Below are 25,613 nucleotides of genomic sequence, written 5' to 3'. Positions count from 1 at the left end.
GGGTTGTTACCTGCCTCACACTTTCCCACTCACGACTGTTTAGTCCATATCAGCGGCGTTATCCTGCAACGCAAAAACACCGGTACCAGACAATAATTCTCTCCATATCTCATTCATGGAGTGCAGTTGATGGAAACCAGTAAGCTCACGGTGAAAGAAAAGATTGGCTATGGAATGGGCGACGCCGGATGCAACATCATCTTTGGCGCCATCATGTTGTTTGTTAACTATTTTTACACAGACATTTTTGGTCTGGCGCCTGCTCTGGTCGGCGTATTACTGCTCTCAGTACGCGTTATTGATGCCGTTACTGATCCCATTATGGGCGCAATGGCCGACCGTACGCGCAGCAAATATGGTCGATTTCGTCCATGGCTTTTGTGGATGGCTTTCCCGTACGCATTATTCAGCGTACTGATGTTTACCACCCCTGAGTGGACATATAACAGCAAAGTTATCTATGCCTTTGTTACCTATTTCCTGCTCTCAATTACCTATACGGCGATCAATATCCCCTATTGCTCTCTCGGCAGCGTCATCACCAACGATCCGCAAGAACGCGTCGCCTGCCAGTCATATCGCTTTGTATTGGTAGGAATTGCAACTCTGCTGCTGTCACTCACCCTGCTCCCCATGGCCGACTGGTTCGGCGGGGAAGACAAAGCCAAAGGGTATCAAATGGCGATGGCGGTACTGGCCTTCATCGGCATGTGTATGTTCCTGTTCTGCTTTGCAACCGTCCGTGAGCGTGTCCGTCCTGCCGTCCCGACCAATGACGATTTAAAAGCCGATCTAAAAGATGTGTGGAAGAACGATCAGTGGGTAAAAATTCTGCTGTTAACCCTGTGCAACGTCTGTCCGGGTTTTATTCGCATGGCTGCCACCATGTACTACGTGACCTGGGTTATGCAGCAGAGTACACAATTTGCGACGTTGTTTATCAGTCTTGGCGTTGTAGGCATGATGATCGGCAGCATGTTGGCGAAGGTGTTAACCGATCGCTGGTGCAAACTGAAAGTGTTCTTCTGGACCAATATCATCCTGGCGATTTTCTCCGCCGCGTTTTACTTCTTCGATCCGAAAGCCACCATGATGATTATGGTGCTCTACTTCCTGCTCAACATCCTGCATCAGATCCCATCCCCGCTGCACTGGTCGCTGATGGCGGATGTCGATGACTATGGCGAGTGGAAAACCGGTAAACGTATCACCGGAATCAGCTTCTCCGGTAACCTGTTCTTCCTGAAACTGGGCCTGGCGATTGCCGGAGCGATGGTTGGCTTCCTGCTCTCCTGGTACGGCTACGACGCTGGGGCGAAAACGCAAAGCGACTCCGCCATTAACGGTATTATGCTGCTGTTTACCATCATACCTGGCGCAGGCTACCTGATTACTGCAGGCGTGGTTCGTCTGCTGAAAGTTGACCGCGAGTTTATGCAACAAATCCAGACAGATTTAGAAAAGCGCCGCGCCAACTACCGTGAACTGAATGAATACCACGATATAAAAACGACTGAAACCGTAAGGAAAGCCTAATGAATCAGTGGCCAAATCCCTTTATTGAACAGCGTGCCGATCCGTTTATCTTACGTGACGGTAGCCACTACTATTTCATTGCTTCAGTACCTGAATATGACCGGCTGGAGATACGCCGGGCCGACTCGCTGGAAGGGTTGCGCACTGCCGCCCCGGTTATCATCTGGCGCAAGCCAGAAAGCGGCCCCATGAGCCAACTCATCTGGGCGCCCGAAATCCATCATCTGGCAGGCAAGTGGTACATCTATTTTGCCGCCACCCACACACAGTCGCTCGACAAGCTGGGGATGTTCCAGCATCGCATGTTTGCGCTCGAATGTGCCGACACCGATCCGCTGACCGGAAAGTGGACGGAGAAAGGTCAGATTAAAACGCAGTTTGATACCTTTGCGCTCGATGCCACCACCTTTAACCATCAGGGAAAACAGTGGTATCTATGGGCGCAGAAATCGCCCGATATCGCCGGAAACTCCAATATCTATCTCGCAGAACTGGAAAATCCATGGACGATTAAAGGCGAGCCGGTCATGCTAAGCCATCCTGAATATGACTGGGAATGCCGGGGTTTTTGGGTCAACGAAGGTCCTGCCGTCATGGTTCACGGCGACAAGTTGTTTATCAGCTATTCCGCCAGCGCTACCGATGAGAACTACTGTATGGGATTATTGTGGATTGACTTAGACGCAGATCCGCTCAACCAGCAGAACTGGCACAAATCACCGCGCCCGGTCTTTACCACCAGCTATGAAAACCGCCAGTTTGGGCCAGGACACAACAGCTTTACGCAAACGCCAGAAGGTGAAGATGTGCTGGTGTATCACGCGAGAAATTACACTGAAATCGAGGGCGATCCGCTGTACGACCCAAACCGCCACACTCGTCTGAAGCTCGTGCGTTGGGACGAAAACGGCATGCCAGATTTTGGCATCCCGCCTGCTGATACGAACTAAACCGTTGCACTGCCCGGTGGCGCTAACGCTTACCGGGCCTACACGTTTTTCCATTGTAGGCCGGATAAGCGTTAGCGCCATCCGGCACAACGCTATACTAATGCCCCATAAATGGTCAGCAACGCAATAATCACCACCACCACAAACGAGGTCTTCTTCGCCATCGAAACAGCCGCTTTTGGCGTTTCGACTTTATCGGTATGAGGTTCGCGCGCCAGCGAGAACTGCGCCAGACGCGTAAGCACCTGATATTGCGAAGTATGCAGATCAGCAAGCGACGCAAACCAGGCTGGCAACGCCTTCTCGCCGTGTCCCAGCAGCGCATAGACCACGCCCGCCAGACGCACCGGGATCCAGTCCAGCACATGCAGGATCGCATCAATACCCGATTGCAGACGCTGGTGCGGTGTCTGATAGCGCGCCAGCCAGGACTGCCAGGCACGTAAAAAGGCATAACCAACCACCGTCACAGGTCCCCACGGGCCACCGACAATCAGCCAGAATAACGGCGCCAGGTAAAAGCGAAAGTTGTTCCATAACAGCGCGTTCTGCAGTTCACGCAGGAACTCACGCTCATCACAGTCCGGCGGAACACCATGGATAAGCGTCAGCTCGCTGGCCATCGCCTCACGAGCGTGAGCATCATCGCGAGCAGCCGCGTTCAGGTAAGCGTGATAGTGAAGGCGTGCCTTGCCTGCGCCGATGCACAGCAAGCCAATTAAGATCCACGCCACCAGCAACGGAACGTTAAACAGCAGCCCATGAAGTGCGCGCAGTAGCAGAAACGTCACTCCCATCGCAATAAGAGTCATGCCTACCGTACGCATCATCGAGAAATGCTTAATCCGGCGGAAAAAAGCTTCAACCCGGTGATCAAGCTGCCAGTGCTCACCCAGCTTAAACAGGCGTTCAACAATCAACACCAGTAATGTTGTAAACAGCGTCATGTCATCTCCTTGTGCGACGAGGGGGTGACCAGGGCGCGAAACCTTGCCCAGTCAAATGAGGGCCCGGGATCGGTCTTACGCTCGGGCGCAATATTGCAATGTCCTGTCATATTGTTAGCAATAGCCGGATAACGCGTAATCAGGGCATTGGTCACGGCTGCTAGTTGCTGGTACTGCGCGTCGGTATAGGCCAGCGTATCCGTCCCTTCCAGCTCAATACCAATTGATAAATCATTACAGCGTTCACGGCCCTGATAGCTCGAGACGCCGGCATGCCAAGCGCGTTTATCAAAGGGGACATACTGCACGATTTCACCATCACGGCGAATTAAACAATGGGCCGAAACGCGCAAATGGGCGATTCCGGCAAAATAAGGATGGGCGTTGGGATCAATCGTGCCAGTGAACAGCGCGTCTATCCACGGGCCGCCAAACTCGCCGGGCGGCAGGCTGATATTATGCACCACCAGCAGAGAAGGGTTTTCGTCATCCGGGCGGCAATCGTAATGCGGAGAGGGAACGCGTCGCGCCTCTGCCAGCCAGCCCTCGTCTAACAACATGCAGAATCTCCTTATTGGTGGTGCTCATATCAGGTTCAGGGTAGCATGTTTCCACCTTATGATTCGTTAGCAATTTGGAGTTTTATCATGCCGCCTCGCCGCTATAACCCTGACTACCGACGTGACGCGCTGTTGGAACGCATAAATCTCGATATCCCTGCCGCTGTCGCTCAGGCGCTGCGTGAAGATTTAGGCGGAGAAGTTGATGCCAATAACGATATCACCGCACAGCTTTTACCCGAAGACATGCGCTCCCACGCTACCGTAATCACCCGCGAAGATGGCGTTTTTTGTGGGAAACGTTGGGTGGAAGAGGTCTTTATTCAACTGGCTGGCGATGATGTAAACATCACCTGGCATGTCGAAGATGGCGACAGCATTAAGGCTAATCAGCCACTGTTTGAACTGGACGGCCCTTCCCGCGTGTTACTGACCGGTGAACGTACCGCGCTTAATTTTGTGCAGACGCTTTCAGGTGTAGCAAGCGAGGTGCGTAAATACGTCGACCTGTTAGCGGGGACCAAAACCCAACTGCTGGATACGCGTAAAACCCTGCCAGGACTGCGTACCGCGCTAAAATACGCCGTATTGTGCGGCGGCGGTGCGAATCATCGTTTGGGGCTGTCCGACGCTTTCCTGATTAAAGAAAACCACATTATTGCTTCCGGCTCGGTACGTCAGGCCGTAGAAAAAGCATTCTGGTTGCACCCGGATGTGCCGGTTGAAGTCGAAGTAGAAAGCCTGGATGAGCTGGACGACGCGCTGAAAGCCGGAGCCGACATCATCATGCTCGATAACTTCGAAACCGACCAAATGCGCGAAGCGGTAAAACGCACCAACGGCCAGGCGCGTCTGGAAGTCTCGGGCAATGTCACCCAGGAAACGCTGCGCGAATTTGCCGAAACCGGCGTGGATTTTATCTCTGTTGGCGCGCTGACCAAACATGTTCGCGCACTCGATCTCTCCATGCGTTTTCGCTAATTGCTGATTGTATTGCCCGATGGTGCTTCGCTTATCGGGCATCCTACACAGGTTTATTCTGTAAGCCGGATACGGCATCTACGCCGCCATCCGGCAGTTTCTTCGAGCCTCTTAGCAAATACATTGTCTGATTCTGTAATTTCGTAAAAGTCCTCGGAATCCGCCTTCCCATTCTGTTTTTTGTCTCTCGCCGTCCTCCCGTCGGTTTGCCAAAGTAGCGCCAGCAAACTCAAGGAGTGAACAATGAACAAGCAACGAGGCTTTACGCTTATCGAACTCATGGTGGTGATTGGCATTATTGCCATTCTTAGCGCCATCGGTATTCCGGCATATCAAAACTATCTGCGCAAGGCCGCGCTGACAGACATGCTGCAAACCTTTGTCCCCTATCGCACAGCGGTTGAGCTCTGTGCACTGGAGCATGGAGGAACAGATACCTGCGATGCCGGAACGAATGGTATTCCCACTCCAACAACTACCCGTTACGTCTCAGCCATGAGCATTGAAAAAGGCGTTGTCAGCCTTAGTGGGCAGGAAAGCCTGAACGGGTTAAGCATCACCATGACGCCGGCTTGGGACAATGCCAACGGCATTACCGGTTGGAACCGTAACTGCATCATCCAGAACGACAGCGCATTGCAGCAGGCCTGTGAAGATGTTTTCCGCTTCGATACCCACTAAGGAACAGAGATGAATACCACCCAGCTTACAGCGCTATGCCAACGTTATCAGGGAATATTACTGGATGCAGACAATGAAGTGGTGCATATCGCCGTCGTAGACGCCCCATCACACGAACTGCTGGATGCACTGCATTTTGCCACCACCCGGCGCATCGACATTGTCTGCTGGACACGTCAGCAAATGGAAGGCCACACGCATACACCGCAAAAAATGCTCCCTGCAGTAGTCACAAAAAGCAGCGCCAGCGCAGCAGACTTGCTGAATCAGACGTTTCATTCCGCTCTGGAGAAACGGGCTTCTGATATTCATTTTGAGCCAGCGGAAAATCACTATCGGATCAGATTACGTGTGGATGGAGTACTCCACGCGTTACCGGAAATCAGGACCGAGATGGGCATTGCCATCACCGCAAGGTTAAAAGTATTAGGCAGTCTGGATATTGCCGAGCATCGGCTTCCACAAGACGGGCAATTTACCGTTGAGATTTCAGGAGAACCCATCTCATTTCGCATCGCCACCCTGCCCTGTCGCTACGGCGAAAAAGTCGTGTTGCGGCTACTTCATCAGGTCGAGCTGTCACTGGAGATCGCCGCACTGGGAATGCAAGACGCGCAGCTGGCCGCATTTTCGCAAGCCTTGCAGCAGCCTCAGGGGCTGATTCTGGTTACCGGGCCTACCGGAAGCGGTAAAACGGTCACACTGTACAGTGCGCTGCAAACCCGAAACACGCCAGATGTTAATCTCTATAGCGTGGAAGATCCGGTAGAGATCCCGATCGCCGGCATCAACCAGACGCAAATTCACCCACGCGCCGGTTTGACTTTTCAGGGAGTCTTACGTGCTCTGTTGCGTCAGGATCCCGACATTATCATGGTGGGTGAAATCCGCGATGGAGAAACAGCAGAAATAGCCCTTAAAGCCGCACAAACCGGTCATCTGGTTCTTTCTACGCTGCATACCAATTCCACCAGTGAAACGCTGGTGCGTCTGCAACAAATGGGGGTTGCACGCTGGATGATCGCCTCCGCGCTGACGCTCGTCATTGCACAGCGATTGGTCAGAAAGTTGTGCCCCCATTGCCGACAACGTCAGAGTACGCCTATCACACTCCCGAAAGCTGTCTGGCCTACACCACTACCGAATTGGCAGGCCCCTGGCTGCAAACATTGTTATCACGGATTTTATGGCCGTACGGCATTGTTTGAAGTACTCCCTGTTACTCCGGCATTACGTCAGAGTATTGCCAGTGGCGCCCCCGTAGACGGAGTGGAACCTGATGCTCAGCTATCAGGGAGAACGCTTTTCGAGAATGGCTGTCAGGCCGTCGAGCAAGGATTAACGACATTTGAAGAGCTGATTCGTGTACTGGGCATGCCTCATGTCCGCTAAACAGCTTTGGCGCTGGCAAGGCATTAACAACAAAGGTAAATCGCTGGAAGGAATGCTATGGGCCGATACGCGACCGTCATTAATGCTGGCTCTTGAGAAACAACAGATTACGCCGCTACGCATTAAACGTATGCGTGTCAAAACCTCGCACTGGAGCCGTACAAGAAGTGCCGAAACCATACACCAGTTGGCGACATTGCTAAAAGCAGGGTTAACGCTCTCAACAGGGCTAGCTCTGCTTGCTGAACAGCATCCCAGTAGTCAATGGCAGGCGCTACTGCGTACGCTGGCTTACGATATGGAACAGGGCATTACCCTCTCCACCTCACTATCACAATGGCAACACGTTTTTCCGCCCCTTTACCAGGCAATGATCCGCACCGGAGAGCTTACGGGTAAGCTGGACGACTGCTGTTTTGAACTCGCCTACCAGCAAAAGAAACAACAGCAACTTGCTGATAAAGTTAAAAAAGCCCTGCGTTATCCGCTTATCATCATCACAATGGCGGTGTTGGTCGTATTTGCGATGTTGCAGTTTGTACTCCCTGAGTTTGCCGCCATCTACCAGACATTCAACACCCCGCTACCGGCCCTCACTCAGTGGATTATTACCATCGCACACTATAGCAGCCAATGGGGATGGCTGGCGGTAGCACTTGGCCTGGTAGCGGTTGCGGCACATCATTTGATAAATCAGAAACCGTACTGGCTCGTTCTGCGCCAGAAATTGCTGCTCAGCCTCCCGGTCATAGGGCCGATGGTGAGAGGGCAAAAGCTCACGCAGATCTTCACCGTTCTGGCGTTAACGCAAAATGCGGGCATTCCCTTTTTGCAGGGTCTTGAGAGCGTTACCGAAACGCTGGCTAACCCTTTCTGGTCGCAGCGTTTAGCGCTGGTTCAGCACGACATTAGCGCCGGAAAGCCGGTCTGGTTAGCGCTTAAAAATAGCGGTGAATTCAGCCCATTGTGCATACAGCTGGTCCGAACTGGTGAAGCTTCCGGCTCGCTGGATGCAATGCTGCGCAATCTCGCGCATCACCATGGTGAGAAAACCCTGGCTCAAGCTGAGAATTTGGCTGCATTACTTGAGCCTGCGTTGCTGGTCATTACGGGGCTTATCATCGGTACGCTGGTTGTCGCGATGTATTTACCGATTTTCCATTTGGGAGATGCGATGAGCGGAGTGGGATAAATTCAAATGCCGGATGGCGACGTAACGCCATCCGGCATTTCACAGAACGACCTGTTTTACAGGCTATTGAATACGCGGTTCTCTTGTTCCTGTACACGAATAAACGTTGTACGTTTGGTCAGCTCTTTCAGACGGGATGCGCCTACATAGGTGCAAGCAGAACGCAAACCGCCGAGAATATCGCGAGCGGTATTATCAACCGGGCCGCGCAGAGGCAGCTTAACGGTTTTACCTTCAGCGGCACGATACTGAGCAACACCACCAACATGGCGGGTCATAGCAGATTCTGAGCTCATACCGTAGAACAGCATGAATTTCTCACCGTTTTCTTCAACAATTTTGCCGCCGCTTTCTTCGTGACCGGCCAACATACCGCCGAGCATAACGAAGTCTGCGCCGCCGCCAAACGCTTTTGCAACGTCACCCGGCATTGTGCAGCCGCCGTCGCTGACAATCATGCCGCCCAGACCGTGGGCTGCATCCGCACATTCAATAACCGCAGAAAGCTGTGGATAGCCAACGCCGGTTTTTACACGTGTGGTGCATACAGAACCCGGGCCTATGCCTACTTTGACAATATCAGCACCGGAGAGCACCAGCTCTTCACACATTTCACCGGTGACTACATTGCCCGCACAAATCGTTTTTGTCGGCCATGCTTCACGCGCTTTCGACACAAACTGAACAAAATGCTCTGAGTAGCCATTTGCCACATCAATGCAGATAAAATTCAGCGCTGGGTTGAGCGCCAAAATCTGTTTGGTTTTTTCGAAGTCTGCGTCAGACGTGCCGGTTGAAACCATTACGTGTTTGAGTACATCGGCAGAAGTCTCTGCGATGAAGGCGGCCCAGTCTTCAACAGAATAGTGTTTGTGCACAGCGGTCAGGATGTCGAAGGATGCCAGCGCCGTTGCCATGGCAAACGTCCCGACAGTGTCCATGTTCGCGGCAATAATAGGTACGCCGGACCAGGTCTGACCTGAATGCTTAAAGGTAAATTGACGTTCCAGCTCAACATCGGAACGGCTTTTGAGAGTAGAACGCTTAGGGCGGATAAGAACGTCTTTGAAACCTAACTTCAGATCTTCTTCGATACGCATGTGCGGATTCCTGGGGTTAATGGCGAAAAATCGAAACTCACAACTCCAGTGACGCTATCATACGCACTAATCAATGCCGCGCAAGACTGCGAAATTCTCTTTTTTTACGCTACAATCCCATAAATTTACCTGGCGAATAGTAGGTTAATCCTGCAACAGCCTCGCCTTCGCACGCTTAACTTTTAACTGTTTGATAATCAAACTTAAACTCCAGGATCGGCATCTATGAGGTATACGGTAGCCTTAACCGGCGGCATTGGCAGTGGTAAAAGCACCGTTGCAAATGCGTTCGCTGACCTCGGAATAAACATCATTGATGCAGATATTATTGCGCGCCAGGTGGTTGAACCCGGCACACCTGCTCTTAAGGCAATCGAAGAACATTTTGGTTCCGAGGTTATCGCCGCAGACGGATCGTTGCAGCGGCGCATTTTACGCGAACGCATTTTTTCCGCCCCAGAGGAGAAAAGCTGGCTGAATGCCCTGCTCCATCCGCTTATTCAGCAGGAAACGCAGCGCCAGTTTCAGCAAGTGACCTCACCTTACCTGTTATGGGTTGTCCCTTTGCTGGTGGAAAATTCGCTGTATAAAAAAGCCGACCGCGTACTTGTGGTGGATGTCACGCCCGAAACCCAGCTCAGACGCACCATGCAGCGTGATGACGTCACACGTGAGCATGTTGAACAAATTCTTGCTGCCCAGGCAACGCGTGAAGCGCGGCTGGCCGTGGCAGACGATGTTATTGATAATAATGGCGCACCGGAAGCCATCGCCTCGGATGTCGCCCGCCTGCACGCGCTCTATTTGCAATGCGCGTCGCAGTTTGTCTCACAGGAAAAACCGTAATGCACACCCAGGTCCTTTTTGAACACCCTCTCAATGAGAAGATGCGTACATGGCTGCGCATTGAATTTTTAATCCAACAGCTCTCCGTTAATTTACCCATTGCTGACCATGCCGGCGCTCTGCATTTTTTCCGCAATATCGGAGATTTACTGGATGTATTTGAACGCGGCGAAGTCCGTACCGAACTCCTCAAAGAACTGGAGCGACAGCAGCGTAAACTCCAGGCCTGGGTCGAAGTTCCCGGCGTCGATCAAAGCAGAATCGACTCTTTGCGCCAGCAGTTAAAAAGTGCAGGCAGCATTCTGATTTCTGCCCCGCGTATTGGACAGACGCTGCGCGAAGATCGTCTGATTGGTCTCGTACGTCAGCGTTTAAGTATTCCTGGCGGGTGCTGCAGTTTCGATCTGCCGACTCTGCATATCTGGTTACACCTGGCGCAATCGTATCGTGACGCGCAGGTTGAAACCTGGCTTGCCAGCCTGAATCCGCTCAATCAAGCGCTGTCGCTGGTGCTGGATTTAATTCGCAACTCAGCGCCGTTTCGTAAGCAAACCAGCCTGAATGGTTTTTATCAGGACAACGGCGAAGATGCAGATCTGCTGCGCTTGCAGCTGCCGCTTGATTCGCAGCTTTATCCGCAAATTTCTGGTCATAAGAGCCGTTTTGCCATCCGCTTTATGCCGCTGGATAGCGAAAATGGTCAGGTGCCTGAGCGCCTCGATTTTGAACTGGCGTGCTGTTAAGGAGTCAACATGTCTGAACAAACCATCGTCAACTGCCCAACCTGCGGCAAGCCTGTAGTATGGGCTGAAGTCAGTCCGTTTCGCCCATTCTGCAGCAAGCGCTGCCAGTTAATCGATCTGGGAGAGTGGGCTGCAGAAGAGAAACGCATCCCAAGCTCAGGCGATCTGTCGGAAAGCGACGACTGGAGTGAGGAGCAGAAGTAATTCTGCTAATACGTAGGGCGGGCAAGCGTAGCACCCCCGCCATAATTTGCCGGATGGCGGTGTTGCCTTATCCGGCCTACGAACACCATTATCCAGTAATCAGCTTTTCAATGACCGGTGCATTCGCCGGCGGGAAATCTTCCGCATTCAGAGCATATTGCGCTATCCACTGCGCCGGTTGCCCCTCTTTTCCCCACGGCTCGCCTTCCCAGCTTTCAACCAGCCAGAACCACAGAGTGATATGCCTGTCCGGAAACTGATACTCCAACTTTTCGAACAATGAACTTTGAGTCGGCGTGATCCCTACTTCTTCCTGTAGCTCGCGAATCAGCGCCTGCTCCGGCGTTTCGCCCGCTTCAATTTTCCCGCCGGGGAACTCCAGCTTATTGGCCATGTGGGCATCAGCCGCACGCTGGGTGATAAAAATTTCATTGTGCTGATTACGAATAATCCCGACGGCGATCTGCAATATTTTCATTTTCATCGTCCATAAAAAAGGCGCAGAAGTCTGCGCCTTTTCAATAAGTTATTTTCTTAGCTCAGACGGCCATGACACTGTTTGTATTTCTTGCCGGAACCGCAAGGACACGGATCGTTACGACCCACTTTACGATCGCCGGTTTGTGCCGCCAGCTCTTCTGCCGCAGCAGAATCATCACCTTTATGGCTCAACTGCTGCATCTGCGCTAAACGCTCAGCTTCTTCGCGACGCTGCTGCTCCATCGCTTCTACTTCTTCAGGCATACGCACCTGAACTTTGCTCAGAGTGCTGATCACTTCGTACTTCAGTGATTCCAGCATTGATGCAAACATAGAGAAGGATTCACGCTTGTATTCCTGCTTCGGATCTTTTTGCGCGTAACCACGCAGGTGGATACCCTGACGCAGGTAATCCATCGCCGCCAGGTGCTCTTTCCACAAAGAGTCGAGCGTTTGCAGCATCACGCCTTTTTCGAAGTGACGCATCATCTCCGCGCCCACAACTTCTTCTTTGCGCTGATAAACTTCTACTGCGTTTGCCAGAATACGTTCGCGCAGCGTTTCTTCGTGCAGCTCAGGTTCTTTATCCAGCCACTCTGAAATCGGCATATCCAGATCGAAGTCGTTTTTCAGGCGCTCCTGCAGACCCGGAATATCCCACATTTCTTCCAGAGACTGCGGCGGAATATAGGCATCAATCGTCGCTTTGAAGACGTCTTCGCGAATGCTGTTAATGGTTTCGCTAACGTCAGTTACGTCCAGCAGTTCGTTACGCTGGGTGTAGATAGCACGACGCTGGTCGTTGGCAACATCATCATATTCCAGCAACTGCTTACGAATATCGAAGTTGCGGCTTTCCACTTTACGCTGCGCGTTAGCAATTGCTTTGGTCACCCATGGGTGTTCAATGGCTTCACCAGGCTTCATACCCAGTTTACGCATCATGCCGGACACGCGGTCAGAGGCAAAAATACGCATCAGCGCATCTTCCATCGACAAATAGAAACGAGAAGAACCCGCATCCCCCTGACGACCCGAACGACCACGCAGCTGGTTATCGATACGACGAGATTCGTGACGCTCAGTACCGATAATATGCAAACCACCAGCAGCTAATACCGCGTCATGGCGAACCTGCCACTCGGCTTTGATCTGCGCGATTTGTTCCGGAGTTGGGTTTTCCAGCTCGGCAACTTCTGCCTGCCAGCTACCGCCCAGCACGATATCGGTACCACGACCCGCCATGTTAGTAGCGATTGTCACGGCAGACGGGTAACCCGCCTGTGCGACGATATCCGCTTCGCTGGCATGGAACTTGGCGTTCAGAACGTTATGTTTGATGCCTGCCTTGGTCAGCTCGTTAGAGACCACTTCAGATTTTTCAATGGAGATAGTACCCACCAGCACCGGCTGGCCATTTGCGGTACGCTCTTTAATATCTTCAATGATCGCCTGAATTTTTTCCGCTTCGGTCATGTACACCAGATCCGGTAAATCCTTACGGATCATCGGACGGTTAGTTGGTACAACTACGGTATCCAGCTTGTAGATGGAGCTAAATTCAAAGGCTTCGGTATCTGCTGTACCGGTCATACCGGCCAGTTTTTCGTACAAACGGAAGTAGTTCTGGAAGGTAATAGATGCCAGCGTCTGGTTCTCGTTCTGGATCTCTACGCCTTCTTTAGCTTCAACAGCCTGGTGCAGACCATCAGACCAGCGACGCCCGTGCATGGTACGGCCGGTGTGTTCATCAACGATGATAACTTCGCCGTCTTTCACGATGTAGTCAACATCGCGGGTAAACAGCACGTGCGCACGCAGTGCGGCAGTCACGTGGTGCATCAGCATAATGTTGCCTGGAGAGTACAGAGACTCGCCCTCATCCATAATGCCTTCGTTAACCAACAACTCTTCAATCAGTACCAGACCACGTTCGGTCAGGTTAACCTGGCGCGCTTTCTCATCAACAGAGAAGTGGCCTTCCCCCTGGAACGTGTCGGAATCTTCCTTCTCCTGGCGGATCAGGTGTGGGATGATTTTGTTCACTTTTTTATACATTTCCGAGCTGTCTTCAGCCGGGCCGGAAATGATCAGCGGCGTACGCGCTTCATCGATCAGGATGGAGTCAACTTCATCGACCAGCGCATAGTGAAGTTTACGTTGAACACGCTCTTCCGGACTAAACGCCATGTTGTCGCGCAGGTAATCAAAGCCGTATTCGTTGTTGGTACCGTAAGTAATATCGGCGTTGTAGGCTTCACGCTTGGCTGGCGCTGGCAGGCCAGACATGTTGATACCAACGGTCATGCCGAGGAATTCAAACAGCGGGCGGTTATTTTCGGCATCACGCTGAGCCAGGTAGTCGTTCACGGTAACCACGTGTACGCCCTTCCCGCTTAATGCGTTCAGGTAGGCTGGCAGCGTCGCGGTCAGGGTTTTACCTTCACCAGTACGCATTTCCGCGATGCAGCGATCGTTAAGCACCATACCGCCCAGCAGCTGAACGTCGAAGTGGCGCATACCGAACACGCGTTTACTCGCTTCACGCACCACTGCGAACGCTTCCGGGATCAGGCTCTCAACGCTGGCACCTTTTTCCAGACGGGCGCGGAATTCAGCGGTCTTCGCTTTCAGTTCATCATCGGAGAGTTTTTCCATCTCCGGTTCCATTGCGTTGATGACATTGACCACTTTACGCATACGACGCAGCGTACGCTCGTTACGGCTACCGAATACTTTGGTTAATAATTTGATTAGCATAATAAAATCTCAAACGCCCCGCGATGCGGAGTCAAAAATTATAAGTTGGAAGGTTCTTTTTTAGCTGAGGCGTTGAGGACCAGCGCGGATACCCTGCAGCTGGCTGATCCAGACCGGAACGCTAAATGCGGCCTGAGAAGTAAAGTGGGCGTATGTCACGCGACTTACTGTCGCGGGCGGAGTGCCTTCTTGCGTCAGCATCGCGCTGAGCGTATTCAGTAACGCAAGATGGTGCGCCTGGATTGGCAACGGCTCTTCGGCAACAGGCAACGCCTGAGGCGCCATGGCAAAAGAAAGATGGCGGATAACCGTACGAATGGCATGTTGATGCCAGTAATCGACGGTAAAATTTGGGCGGCGATTAGTCGCTTCCAGCAAAGCAAGCTGGCTAAAGTTAACTTTAGCGGATTGATCGTGATTGCTGGCGGTCGCCTTCGCGGGGGTATTGGGTTCAGCAGCATTACCGAGCGCGGGCAGGCCAAAACTCGCCGCGACCATCCCCAACAGGAGATGCGGCCAGAAGTACCGTCTGCCTAACTGTCGCCAACGCGTCAGTATTCCACTCACGTTTTTGCCACCTGATATACCCTGCGTTTGGGGTTACGAATGCAAAACATTTTTTTTGCGCACGAATCTTATCATTAAAGCGTACGCTCCACAGCAGTAATGACAACCGGCCATGGGTAAATATGCTCAAGAAAGCAGCGATCGCACACTATTTTAACCTAGTGGCAGGGAAATATTTGCGTTGGAAAAGGCTGCGCTAATGAGTACATAAAAAAACGACTGGCTCACCTGGCCGGAGAGAGTGCCAGATTTACCAGTCGAATTTATACGACAGTGTATGTCGTTATGCCAGTACGGTCGAAGGTGCTTTGAACGCCAGAGGCAGTTCTGCATCGTCCTGGAAGGTCACATATTCCCAGGCTTCCTGTTTTGCCAGGACCGCCTGCAACAGTTTGTTATTCAATGCATGACCGGATTTATACGCGGTGAATGCACCAATAATGTTGTGACCACACATGAACAAGTCACCAATCGCGTCGAGCATTTTGTGACGAACGAATTCGTCTTCAAAACGCAGACCGTCTTCGTTCAATACGCGATAATCGTCAACAACGATGGCACAATCGAAGCTGCCGCCCAAGGCCAGGCCACGAGACTGCAGATATTCGATATCACGCATGAAGCCGAAAGTACGCGCACGGCTGATCTGACGCATGAACGCATCTGCAGAGAAGTTCATCGCGTAGCGCTGCGTGCTGGCATCAATCGCTGGATGGTTAAAGTCGATGGTAAAATCCAACGAGAAACCATTAAACGGTTTGAATTCAGCCCACTTATCACCATCTTCGACACGAACGGTCTCTTTGATGCGAACAAATTTCTTAGCGCTGTTCAGTTCTTCAATACCCGCATCGAGCAGCAGATATACGAATGGAGCAGCACTACCATCCATGATCGGGATTTCCGGGGCGTTAACTTCAATAACAATGTTATCGATACCTAAGCCCGCCAGAGCAGCATTCAGGTGCTCTACGGTTGAAATCCGCACATCATGCTCATTGACCAGACACGTACAGAGCATGGTATCACGCACAGATTTGGCATCGGCCGGGAAATCTACCGGAGGATTCAAGTCGGTGCGACGATAGATGACCCCGGTGTTGGCCGGCGCAGGGCGTAGCGTCAGCGTGACTTTTTTGCCGGTATGTAAACCGACGCCAGTCGCCTGAACGATACGTTTAAGTGTCCTTTGTTTGATCATCGTATAATCTCGCCAAATTAACTATCCAACCGAAGTGTACTATACATTCGGCGGGCCAGTTTAGCACAAAGAGCGCAGATTCCCAAATTCCAGCTAATTCTTAATCAGCTTGCTTACGCAGGAATGCAGGGATATCCAGATAATCCGGCTCTTTAGTGGTTTGCGGCGTATTGTCGTTAACCACTTTCGCTACCGGCTTCTGTTCTTGCGTCAACGGCGCCATGCCGTGTTGCTGGTAACGATCCATTACCGGCTGCTGTACCTGCTTGTTGGTTACCAGAGTGATTTCAGGACGCTTGTCCATACCAATTCCAGTCGCAACAACGGTCACACGCAGTTCGTCGTTCATATCCGGGTCCAGAGAGGTACCGATTACCACGGTCGCGTTATCCGATGCAAAGGCACGGATGGTGTTACCCACGGTTTCGAACTCATCCAGACGCAGGTCGAAGCCCGCAGTAATGTTGACCAGCACACCGCGTGCGCCGGACAGATCGATGTCTTCCAGCAGCGGAGAAGAGATAGCCATTTCAGCCGCTTCTTCTGCACGGTCTTCACCGCTCGCCACGCCAGAACCCATCATCGCGTAGCCCATTTCGGACATCACGGTGCGCACGTCTGCAAAGTCGACGTTCATCAGGCCCGGACGAGTAATCAGTTCAGCGATACCCTGAACTGCGCCTTTCAGTACGTCGTTCGCTGCGCCAAACGCATCCAGCAGGGAGATACCGCGACCCAGTACTTTCAGCAGTTTGTCATTCGGAATAGTAATTAGAGAGTCCACATGTTTGGACAGCTCGGTGATACCCTGCTCCGCGAATGCCATACGCTTCTTGCCTTCAAAGTTGAAAGGCTTAGTCACGACAGCAACGGTCAGAATACCTAAATCTTTTGCTACTTCAGCAACCACTGGCGCTGCACCGGTACCGGTACCGCCGCCCATGCCTGCTGCGATAAACACCATGTCTGCCCCGTCAAGCGCTGCACGCAGAGCTTCACGATCTTCGTCTGCCGCATTACGGCCGACTTCCGGGTTCGCACCCGCGCCCAGACCTTTGGTGATGCCGCTACCAATCTGAATGGTCTGTCCAACCGCCGTTTTACGCAACGCCTGAGCGTCGGTATTCACCGCGAAGAATTCAACACCTTCGATGCGCTCACGCACCATGTGTTCAACGGCATTACCGCCACCGCCGCCGACGCCGATGACTTTAATCACCGCGTCATTGGTAAGTTCCATAGGTTCAAACATAGTTTCTCTCTCCGTTGTGCCTGTCGCCTGAGACCGTTAATGTGCGATGGTCTCTTTAAAAATTAAAACTCTTTTCGCAGCCAGCTATTGAGTCGTTTGATCCACGAGCCAACTGATGCCGTTACGCGTTTTTCTACTTCAGCCTCACCACTCAAATGGGATTCTTTTCCGTAGTGAAGCAGCCCCACTGCCGTTGAATAATACGGCTCCTGAGCATAATCCGTCAGACCAGTGATATTCAGCGGCGCGCCAATACGTACTTGCGTATGGAACACGCGCTGTGCGCAGGCCGCAAGACCTTCAATTTGCGCAGCACCACCGGTTAACACAATCCCCGCCGCCAGATGATGTTTCACACCCTGCTGGCGAAGCTGTTCTTGTAATTGCAAAATTTCTTCGTTGACCAGGTTGAGCAGCTCGGTATAACGCGGCTCAATGACTTCTGCCAGGGTCTGACGTTGCAGGCTACGCGGTGGACGACCACCTACGCTTGGCACTTCAACGCTTTCGTCTTTACCCACGATGGACCCCAGCGCACAGCCATGGCGCACTTTAATGGCTTCAGCATCGCTCGGGGGCGTACCAAAGGCATACGCGATATCACTGGTCACTACATTCCCTGCATAAGGGATAACTTTGGTGTGGCGCAACGCCCCGCCAGTATAAACGGCGATGTCCATTGTACCACCACCAATATCCACCACGCAGACACCCAGCTCACGTTCATCTTCCGTCAACACGGAATAACTGGCTGCCAACCCGGCAAAAATCAGTTGGTCAACTTTCAGACCACAACGTTCAACAGCTTTGACAATGTTCTTCGCCATGTCGTTGTGGCAGGTAATAAGGTGGACTTTTGCCTGCATACGTACGCCGGAAAGACCTACCGGATTTTTAATGCCTTCCTGGTAGTCAATGGCGTATTCCTGCGGAATAACGTGCAGAACACGATGTTCATCGCGAACGCGTACGGATTTTGCCGTATGTACCACGTTTTCCACATCTTCCTGCGTCACTTCCTCTTCGGAAATGGGCACCATACCAATTTCATTTTGACAGCTAATATGTTTACCGGAAAGTGCCAGATACACCGAGGAAATCTGGCAATCTGCCATCAGTTCAGCCTGGTCAATGGCGCGCTGTACGCACTTCACCACTGACTCAAGGTCATTCACCCCGCCTTTATCCATACCTCGCGATGGGCAACTGCCCACGCCAATGATATTGACCATACCGTCGGGCAGAACTTCCCCTACTAAAGCGGCTACCTTCGCGGTGCCAATCTCCAGTCCAACTACCAGTTTTCTGTCCGTCGCCTTGATCATTGTTGTTCTGCCTGTGCCTGATTCTGTTGCTGATTAGATTCCTCAGGAGGCAAGGGAACCCAGCCTACTGCCGCTCCTGAGTCATAACGCAAATCAACGTAGCTAATCCGTTTGCCATCGGTTTGCGCCTGCTGCTGTAAAACCGGGTAGAGTTCCACAAAGCGAGCCAAACGTTTTATCGTATCGCCCCTGCCCAGATTGAGCTTAATATCGTTATTCAGCGTCAACTGCCAGGAACGACGAGCGGTCATCGCCGCTTCCTTCAGGGTGAATCTATCCTTAGCCAGCACCTGCCCCATTTCACGGAACCCTTGCAACACTTCACTTGCGCTGCCTTCCGGTCCGTACAACATAGGTAATACCTGCTTATTGGCCCGACCGGTTGGGACGCTGAACGTATTGCCTTCGGCATCCACCATATGCTGGTCATTCCAACGCGCAATGGGCACATATTCAACCAGATGAATCTTCAATTCATCGGGCCATTGCTTTCTGACGCTCGCCTGTTTAATCCAGGGGAGACGTTCAATTTGACTCTGAATGATGTTCACATCCTGAGTCATAAAGGTTCCCGGAGCGCCCAGAGCCAGAATGGACTGACGAATATCGTCATTGCGCGTGTAATGCCGTTCGCCGGTTAACACCAGCTTTGACAATGGCAACCGCTGCGCATCTTCCATCCACCCCAACACTACCCAGCCGCTGACAAACACGGTGCACAGCACTGTCAGCAGGAACAGTATTCCTGCAAGACGCGTTCCATTATTGCGGCGTGAGGAGTTTACTTCTTCTTCATCACCGTTTCGCGTGTTCAGCGCAGCCTGCGACATATCAGTCCGCCAACTCCAGAATTCTTACCACCAACTGCGAGAAGCTCAGGCCAGCCTGACGTGCCGCCATCGGCACCAGGCTGTGGCTGGTCATACCCGGAGAGGTATTCGCTTCCAGCAGATAAAACTGGCCATCGCTGTCCAGCATGACGTCAATGCGACCCCAACCTTTACAGCCCAATGCGGTCCATGCTTTCAGGACTAATTCCTGCAAACGGGCCTCTTGTTCGGCTTCCAGACCTGCAGGGCAGAAATATTGTGTCTCATCAGAGAGATACTTCGCCTCATAATCATAGAAGGTTCCCGCGGGTTGGATACGTATTGACGGTAAAATTTCTTCACCAAGTATCGCAACTGTAAATTCCGGGCCACTGAGCCATTTTTCGATCAGTACTTCTTCATCATGCTGAAAAGCCAATGCTAATGCACCCTGCAAAGCATTTTCTTCTTCAACTTTTGACATCCCTACGCTGGAGCCTTCACGGCTTGGCTTCACAATCAGCGGCAAACCTAACGCAGAGATTTTTGTAACCGCTTCATCGCTAAGACCTTTTTCGAACTCAGAGCGGGTCAATGCAACCCAGGGCGCGACGGGTAAACCTGCGCCCTGCCACAGCAGCTTGCTGCGCAGTTTGTCCATCGAAATTGCGGACGCCATGACGCCGCTGCCGGTATATGGCAGGCCAATTTGCTCCAGCATGCCCTGCAACGTGCCATCTTCCCCGCCACGACCGTGCAGCGCAATAAACACCTTCTGAAAACCCATAGATTTCAGAAGAGTGACATCAATCTCTTTAGGGTCAACCGGATGGGCATCGACACCACCTTCGCGTAACCCTGCCAGTACGGCCGCGCCGGAATTCAGCGAAACTTCACGCTCTGCGGAGGTTCCTCCTAACAGGACCGCGATTTTATCAGCCATGTTGTTCTTCCTCCGGGTTTTGCGGCTTCAGTTTGATTTCAGCTAAGGAACGCGCGATTTTGCCGATATTTCCAGCGCCCTGCACCAAAATCAGATCATTGCCGGTTAATACCGGCGCCAGCATGTCTGCCACCTGAGCCGGATCGGATACCAGAATCGGGTCGATCTTACCGCGACCACGGATCGTACGGCACAGCGAGCGGCTGTCAGCCCCCGGAATCGCGGCTTCACCCGCGGCGTATACATCCAGCATCAACAGCGCATCGACCTGAGTCAGCACGTTGGCAAAGTCGTCATATAGATCGCGTGTACGCGTAAAGCGGTGCGGCTGGAACAGCATTACCAGATTTTTGTCCGGCCAGCCCGCGCGCGCAGCTTTAATCGTGGCATCCACTTCCGTTGGGTGATGGCCATAATCATCAACCAGCATCGCCGTCCCGGCTTTACCGTTTACCGGCTCAAGCGGAAATTCGCCGAGGAAGTCAAAACGGCGTCCGGTGCCCTGGAAACTTTCCAGCGCGCGCAGAATTGCGTCGTCTTCAATGCCTTCTTCTGTTGCAACTGCCACCGCCGCCGCCGCGTTCAGCGCATTGTGACGGCCCGGTGCGTTCAATGTCACACGTAAATCGGCCATCCCCTGACGCAGCAGCGTGAAGTGCCCTTGTGGACCAATCTGCTGGTAATCTTCAACGCGCACATCAGCATCATCGCTGAAACCATAGGTTGTGGTTTGACGACCGACGCGCGGCAACAACTCGCGGATCACCGGATCGTCAACGCACATCACCGCACGACCATAAAACGGTAAGTTATGCAGGAAATTAATAAACGTCTGCTTTAAATTTTCGAAGTCGCCATGGTAGGTATCCATATGATCGGCTTCGATATTGGTAACAATCGCCACCATCGGCTGCAAATGTAGGAACGACGCATCGCTCTCATCCGCCTCCGCAATTAAATAACGGCTATGACCCAGACGCGCATGGACGCCTGCAGCCTTCACCAGACCGCCGTTGACAAACGTCGGATCCAGCCCCGCTTCCGCGTAGATACTGGAGACCATCGCTGTGGTCGTGGTTTTACCGTGCGTCCCGGCAATGGCGATACCGTGACGAAAACGCATTAATTCAGCCAACATTTCAGCACGACGGATCACCGGAATACGTGCTTCATGCGCCGCAACAATTTCCGGGTTATCCGCAGAAATGGCGCTGGATACCACCACCACGCTCGCATCACGCACGTTTTCCGGGCGATGGTTGAAGAAAATCGTGGCGCCCAGATTCGTCAACTGCTGAGTCACCGGATTCGGCGCCAGGTCAGAACCGCTGATCTGATAACCTTCGTTGGCCAAAACTTCGGCAATACCGCCCATACCAGCACCACCGATGCCGACAAAGTGAATGTGCCGAACGCGACGCATTTCGGGCACTATGGAACGCAGTTTTGCCAGTTGTTGTGTATTCATTCTTTAGCCATTAACTTCTTAGTTCATGCGATGCAAAAGGCATCACCACAATTACGCCCGGGCAGCCCGGCTCACTTCATTAGCAACACGCTCTGTGGCATCCGGTATGGATGCGGCGCGCGCACGTTCTGCCATGGTTAATAAGGTTTCTCGCGACCACCCGGAAAGGGTGTTAGCGACGGCATCCACAGTAAACTGCGGCTGCTCAAGAATTTTGGCGGCGCCCGCTTTCTCCAGCGGCAGCGCATTCCAGTACTGCTGTCGGTCTTTGTGCTGGAAAGGCACAAACAGCGCAGGCAAACCTGCGGCAGCAATTTCACTTACCGTCAGCGCACCTGAGCGACAAACTACGACATCCGCCCACGCGTAGGCGGCTGCCATATCATCAATAAACTCAGTGACCTTGTGCTGCGGTTGTCCCGCGTCAGCATATGCCTGTTCAACGGTTTGCTGCGCACCTTTGCCGCTCTGATGCCAAATAGTCACCGCGTCACCAAGCTCTGCGGCAACCTGCGGCATCGTCTGGTTCAATACGCGTGCTCCCTGAGAACCCCCGACGACCAGCACGCGAACCGGGCCTTCACGCCCTGCCAGACGTACTTCGGGCGACGGCAGCGCCAGAACGTCGGTGCGTACCGGGTTACCCACCACTTCCGCATTCGGAAAAGCGCCAGGAAAAGCCTGCATCACCGTAGTGGCAATTTTCGCCAGCCACTTGTTGGTTAATCCCGCAATGCCATTCTGCTCATGCAGTACAACCGGAATGCCTAATGACCAGGCTGCCAGACCGCCAGGGCCGGACACGTAGCCGCCCATACCCAGCACCACATCAGGCTTAAACTGCTTCATGATGGCGCGCGCCTGACGCCAGGCATTAAAAATACGCACGGGGGCGGCAAGCAGCGCGTTGACACCTTTGCCACGCAAACCGGAGATGCGAATAAAGTCAATTTCAATGCCATGCTTCGGCACTAAGTCCGCTTCCATACGATCGGCGGTGCCCAGCCAACGAACTTGCCAGCCCTGAGCCATTAAATGATGCGCGACCGCCAGCCCCGGGAACACATGCCCGCCGGTACCGCCTGCCATCACCATTAACCGCTTCGGTTGACCACTCATCGTGCACCTCGTGTAAACGCCTGGGCTTTTTCCAGACGCGTTTCATAATCAATACGTAACAAAAACATGATGGCCGTCGACATAATCAACAAACTGGAACCACCATAACTGATCAGCGGTAACGTCAGACCTTTGGTTGGCAGCATACCAGCTGCCGCACCGACGTTTACCAGCGCCTGGAAGCTAAACCAAATCCCGATGGAGCAGGCTAAAAAGCCTGAAAAACGGTGGTCAATTTCCAGCGCTTTGCGGCCAATCGACATAGCGCGAAAAGCGACGAAGAATACCATTAAAAGTGCCAATACCACACCGATATAACCCAGCTCTTCCCCAATGATGGCGAAGATGAAGTCGGTGTGCGCTTCCGGTAAATACTCCAGTTTTTGCACCGAATTACCTAACCCCTGCCCCCAAATCTCACCGCGACCAAAAGCCATCAGCGATTGCGTTAACTGGTAGCCGCTGCCAAACGGATCTTCCCATGGGTTCCAGAAGGAGGTTACGCGGCGAATACGATACGGTTCGGCAAGGATCAGCAGCACCACCGCCGAAATCCCCATACCGATAATGGCAATGAACTGCCACAGTTTCGCTCCAGCGAGAAAGAGCATCGCCAGCGTCGTGACAAACAGCACCACTACCGTACCAAGGTCAGGCTGCGCCAGCAGCAAGATTGCCAGCACCAGAATCACACCCATCGGTTTTAAGAAGCCGCGCAGGTTGTTACGCACTTCATCGACTTTACGCACCAGGTAGTTGGCGAGATAACAGAACAGCGACAGCTTGGTGAATTCCGCAGGCTGAATACGCAGTGGACCCAACGCGATCCAGCGCGATGCCCCGTTAACGGAGCTCCCCACCACCAGAACGATCAACAACATGATGATCGAGGCGATCAGCATCGTCGTGCTGTACTTTTGCCAGAACTCCATCGGCAGACGTAGCGTCACCATCGCCAGACAGAACGCGAGGAAGATATACAGCGCGTCACGTTTAGCGAACAGGAAGGGATCGCCTGCCAGGCGTTGCCCTACGGGCATCGATGCCGATGTCACCATCACAAAACCGATCGCTGCCAGACCAAAAGTCAGCCACAGCAGCATGCGGTCATACATGATCAGGCTGTCCGCGTCTTTATCACGCGAAGCCATCACCCAGCCTTTAAGTGCCGCGAAGATCCACGCCAGGACACCCAGTCCCGGTACGCGCGGCATTTTCAGACGAGGGAGAGAGAAGCGCATCAACCCAACTCCTTCGCCAAACGGGTAAAGACGTCACCACGTTGCTCAAAGTTCTTGAACTGGTCAAGGCTGGCACAGGCTGGCGACAGCAGCACCATATCACCCGACTTCACACACGGTGCGAGCAGACGCATTGCCTGCTCCATGGTTTCAGTGTGTTCCGCAACCTCAGGACGCAGAGCGGCAAGCTGTGCGCCATCGCGACCAAAGCAGTACAGACGAATGTTGTCGCCAGTCAGGTAACGTTGCAGCGGCATAAAGTCGGCGGATTTCCCGTCACCGCCCAGCAGCAGGTGCAGCGTACCCTCAACGTGCAGACCATTCAGTGCCGCTTCGGTGCTGCCGACGTTGGTGGCTTTTGAATCGTTGATCCAACGCACACCGTTATGATTCAGTACCAACTGGAAACGATGCGCCAGACCGGTAAAGGTAGTCAGCGCTTTCAGGCTGGACGCCCGCGGCAGACCCGCAGCATCCGCCAGCGCCAGCGCCGCCAGGGCGTTGGTATAGTTATGCTGGCCGGTAAGCGTCATCTCTTTCACGTTCAGGACTTTTTCACCCTTCACCCGCAGCCAGGTTTCACCCTGCTGACGATTGAGATGATAGTCACCCATATTGATGCCAAAGCTCACGCAGCGCTCATCCGCCCCGCGAATCGGCATGGTCAGCGCATCATCAGCATTGACCACACACACTTTCGCATTCTCATAGACACGCAGTTTGGCCGCACGGTACTGCTGCAAGCCAAACGGATATCTGTCCATATGATCTTCGGTGACGTTCAAAATGGTGGCGGCTACGGCCTGTAAGCTGGAGGTTGTCTCCAGCTGGAAGCTCGACAGCTCCAGTACATACAGCTCGCGTTCGTCATCCAGCAGCATCAACGCGGGCAGGCCAATATTTCCGCCAACCCCCACGTTCACGCCGGCTGCTTTCGCCATCTCGCCGACCAACGTAGTGACGGTACTTTTCCCGTTGGACCCGGTGATCGCGACGATCGGCGCCTGTGCTTCGCGACAAAACAGCTCAATGTCGCCAACAATTTCAATCCCGGCATCAGCAGCAGCGCTCAACGAAGGGTGCGCCAGGGCAATACCAGGGCTGGCGACGATGAGATCGGCTGCCAGCAGCCAGTCATCATTCAGGCTACCAACATGACGCTCAACTGCTTCCGGTAATTTATCCAGACCAGGCGGCGTCGCACGGGTATCCATTACGCGCGGCGTCACGCCACGCGCCAGAAAGAAATCCACGCAGGACAGCCCGGTCAATCCCAGACCGATAATGACGACTTTTTTACCCTGGTAATCAGCCAT

24 protein-coding genes are annotated in these 25,613 nt (G+C 52.9%); 9 read left to right on the top strand and 15 right to left on the bottom strand.

Annotated features, from left to right (window positions below; all coding sequences use genetic code 11):
* The first annotated feature begins 129 nt into the window (after nucleotides 1–129).
* Complete coding sequence (locus tag OGV57_RS13445; protein ID WP_003837460.1) at nucleotides 130–1,536, top strand: glycoside-pentoside-hexuronide (GPH):cation symporter; 1,407 nt, start codon at nucleotides 130–132, stop codon at nucleotides 1,534–1,536.
* A complete protein-coding gene (locus OGV57_RS13440) occupies nucleotides 1,536–2,486 on the top strand; it encodes a glycoside hydrolase family 43 protein (protein WP_003845754.1) in 951 nt (316 codons plus the stop codon). The genes OGV57_RS13445 and OGV57_RS13440 overlap by 1 nt, the downstream gene beginning before the upstream one ends.
* A 92-nt stretch (nucleotides 2,487–2,578) precedes the next feature.
* On the opposite strand, the gene ampE is transcribed toward OGV57_RS13440, so the two are convergent.
* Nucleotides 2,579–3,433, bottom strand: coding sequence for a beta-lactamase regulator AmpE (ampE, locus tag OGV57_RS13435; RefSeq protein ID WP_046670944.1), 855 nt, complete (start codon nucleotides 3,431–3,433; stop codon nucleotides 2,579–2,581).
* Nucleotides 3,430–3,993, bottom strand: coding sequence for a 1,6-anhydro-N-acetylmuramyl-L-alanine amidase AmpD (gene ampD / locus OGV57_RS13430; RefSeq protein ID WP_286531270.1), 564 nt, complete (start codon nucleotides 3,991–3,993; stop codon nucleotides 3,430–3,432). The genes ampE and ampD overlap by 4 nt, the downstream gene beginning before the upstream one ends.
* Before the next feature lie 87 nt (nucleotides 3,994–4,080).
* Here ampD and nadC point away from each other — a divergent pair, with 87 nt between their 5' ends.
* The 4 genes from nadC to hofC all read left to right on the top strand — a co-directional run bounded on the left by nadC (nucleotide 4,081) and on the right by hofC (nucleotide 8,239).
* Complete coding sequence (gene nadC, locus OGV57_RS13425) at nucleotides 4,081–4,974, top strand: carboxylating nicotinate-nucleotide diphosphorylase (RefSeq protein ID WP_054528667.1); 894 nt, start codon at nucleotides 4,081–4,083, stop codon at nucleotides 4,972–4,974.
* A gap of 243 nt (nucleotides 4,975–5,217) precedes the next feature.
* On the top strand, nucleotides 5,218–5,655 hold the full coding sequence (gene ppdD, locus OGV57_RS13420; protein ID WP_003018724.1) for a prepilin peptidase-dependent pilin: 438 nt from the start codon (nucleotides 5,218–5,220) through the stop codon (nucleotides 5,653–5,655).
* Nucleotides 5,656–5,664: 9 nt separating this feature from the next.
* Nucleotides 5,665–7,047, top strand: a complete 1,383-nt coding sequence (gene gspE / locus OGV57_RS13415) for a type II secretion system protein GspE (protein ID WP_054528057.1) — start codon at nucleotides 5,665–5,667, stop codon at nucleotides 7,045–7,047.
* The gene (gene hofC, locus OGV57_RS13410) at nucleotides 7,037–8,239 is read left to right on the top strand and encodes a protein transport protein HofC (protein ID WP_054528056.1); all 1,203 of its coding nucleotides are present in this window, start codon (nucleotides 7,037–7,039) and stop codon (nucleotides 8,237–8,239) included. Before gspE ends, hofC begins: the two co-directional genes overlap by 11 nt.
* A 56-nt stretch (nucleotides 8,240–8,295) precedes the next feature.
* On the opposite strand, the gene OGV57_RS13405 is transcribed toward hofC, so the two are convergent.
* Complete coding sequence (locus OGV57_RS13405; RefSeq protein WP_003018732.1) at nucleotides 8,296–9,339, bottom strand: GMP reductase; 1,044 nt, start codon at nucleotides 9,337–9,339, stop codon at nucleotides 8,296–8,298.
* A 225-nt stretch (nucleotides 9,340–9,564) separates the two neighbouring features.
* Between OGV57_RS13405 and coaE the strand changes: the two genes are divergently transcribed.
* Genes coaE through yacG form a run of 3 tightly spaced genes read left to right on the top strand, consistent with a single transcriptional unit; the run spans nucleotide 9,565 to nucleotide 11,132 of the window.
* Nucleotides 9,565–10,185: a dephospho-CoA kinase gene (gene coaE, locus OGV57_RS13400; RefSeq protein WP_044698980.1), complete on the top strand. Its 621-nt coding sequence runs from the start codon at nucleotides 9,565–9,567 to the stop codon at nucleotides 10,183–10,185.
* Nucleotides 10,185–10,928 (top strand): cell division protein ZapD, encoded by a 744-nt coding sequence (zapD, locus tag OGV57_RS13395; protein ID WP_003837445.1) that lies wholly within the window; start codon nucleotides 10,185–10,187, stop codon nucleotides 10,926–10,928. The genes coaE and zapD overlap by 1 nt, the downstream gene beginning before the upstream one ends.
* A 9-nt stretch (nucleotides 10,929–10,937) precedes the next feature.
* Nucleotides 10,938–11,132 carry a DNA gyrase inhibitor YacG gene (gene yacG / locus OGV57_RS13390; RefSeq protein ID WP_003018740.1) on the top strand — a complete coding sequence of 65 codons (195 nt, stop codon included), beginning with the start codon at nucleotides 10,938–10,940 and terminating at the stop codon, nucleotides 11,130–11,132.
* A gap of 88 nt (nucleotides 11,133–11,220) precedes the next feature.
* On the opposite strand, the gene mutT is transcribed toward yacG, so the two are convergent.
* From mutT to murD, 12 genes are all read right to left on the bottom strand, one after another.
* Nucleotides 11,221–11,610, bottom strand: coding sequence for an 8-oxo-dGTP diphosphatase MutT (gene mutT, locus OGV57_RS13385; RefSeq protein WP_003837443.1), 390 nt, complete (start codon nucleotides 11,608–11,610; stop codon nucleotides 11,221–11,223).
* 56 nt (nucleotides 11,611–11,666) lie between these two features.
* Nucleotides 11,667–14,372 carry a preprotein translocase subunit SecA gene (secA, locus tag OGV57_RS13380; protein ID WP_054528055.1) on the bottom strand — a complete coding sequence of 902 codons (2,706 nt, stop codon included), beginning with the start codon at nucleotides 14,370–14,372 and terminating at the stop codon, nucleotides 11,667–11,669.
* 60 nt (nucleotides 14,373–14,432) lie between these two features.
* Entirely contained in the window at nucleotides 14,433–14,939 is a 507-nt protein-coding gene (gene secM, locus OGV57_RS13375; protein ID WP_003018748.1) for a secA translation cis-regulator SecM, read from the bottom strand.
* Nucleotides 14,940–15,222: 283 nt separating this feature from the next.
* Entirely contained in the window at nucleotides 15,223–16,140 is a 918-nt protein-coding gene (gene lpxC / locus OGV57_RS13370; RefSeq protein ID WP_003018750.1) for a UDP-3-O-acyl-N-acetylglucosamine deacetylase, read from the bottom strand.
* A gap of 100 nt (nucleotides 16,141–16,240) precedes the next feature.
* The gene (ftsZ, locus tag OGV57_RS13365; RefSeq protein ID WP_003018753.1) at nucleotides 16,241–17,392 is read right to left on the bottom strand and encodes a cell division protein FtsZ; all 1,152 of its coding nucleotides are present in this window, start codon (nucleotides 17,390–17,392) and stop codon (nucleotides 16,241–16,243) included.
* Nucleotides 17,393–17,454: 62 nt separating this feature from the next.
* On the bottom strand, nucleotides 17,455–18,717 hold the full coding sequence (gene ftsA / locus OGV57_RS13360) for a cell division protein FtsA (RefSeq protein WP_003018755.1): 1,263 nt from the start codon (nucleotides 18,715–18,717) through the stop codon (nucleotides 17,455–17,457).
* Nucleotides 18,714–19,547 carry a cell division protein FtsQ gene (gene ftsQ / locus OGV57_RS13355; protein ID WP_003845741.1) on the bottom strand — a complete coding sequence of 278 codons (834 nt, stop codon included), beginning with the start codon at nucleotides 19,545–19,547 and terminating at the stop codon, nucleotides 18,714–18,716. Before ftsQ ends, ftsA begins: the two co-directional genes overlap by 4 nt.
* A gap of 1 nt (nucleotide 19,548) precedes the next feature.
* Nucleotides 19,549–20,469 (bottom strand): D-alanine--D-alanine ligase, encoded by a 921-nt coding sequence (locus OGV57_RS13350; RefSeq protein ID WP_054528054.1) that lies wholly within the window; start codon nucleotides 20,467–20,469, stop codon nucleotides 19,549–19,551.
* The gene (gene murC, locus OGV57_RS13345) at nucleotides 20,462–21,937 is read right to left on the bottom strand and encodes a UDP-N-acetylmuramate--L-alanine ligase (protein WP_003018763.1); all 1,476 of its coding nucleotides are present in this window, start codon (nucleotides 21,935–21,937) and stop codon (nucleotides 20,462–20,464) included. The genes OGV57_RS13350 and murC overlap by 8 nt, the downstream gene beginning before the upstream one ends.
* 51 nt (nucleotides 21,938–21,988) lie before the next feature.
* Nucleotides 21,989–23,056, bottom strand: a complete 1,068-nt coding sequence (murG, locus tag OGV57_RS13340; RefSeq protein WP_003018767.1) for an undecaprenyldiphospho-muramoylpentapeptide beta-N-acetylglucosaminyltransferase — start codon at nucleotides 23,054–23,056, stop codon at nucleotides 21,989–21,991.
* Entirely contained in the window at nucleotides 23,053–24,297 is a 1,245-nt protein-coding gene (ftsW, locus tag OGV57_RS13335) for a cell division protein FtsW (RefSeq protein WP_003018770.1), read from the bottom strand. The genes murG and ftsW overlap by 4 nt, the downstream gene beginning before the upstream one ends.
* Nucleotides 24,297–25,613 carry a UDP-N-acetylmuramoyl-L-alanine--D-glutamate ligase gene (murD, locus tag OGV57_RS13330; protein WP_054528053.1) on the bottom strand — a complete coding sequence of 439 codons (1,317 nt, stop codon included), beginning with the start codon at nucleotides 25,611–25,613 and terminating at the stop codon, nucleotides 24,297–24,299. The genes ftsW and murD overlap by 1 nt, the downstream gene beginning before the upstream one ends.

This window comes from Citrobacter sp. Cf087 (genome assembly GCF_030334285.1).
GTDB lineage: Bacteria > Pseudomonadota > Gammaproteobacteria > Enterobacterales > Enterobacteriaceae > Citrobacter > Citrobacter freundii.
Note: the sequence above shows the minus strand (reverse complement) of the source record. Positions and strands in the feature narration are given on the sequence as shown.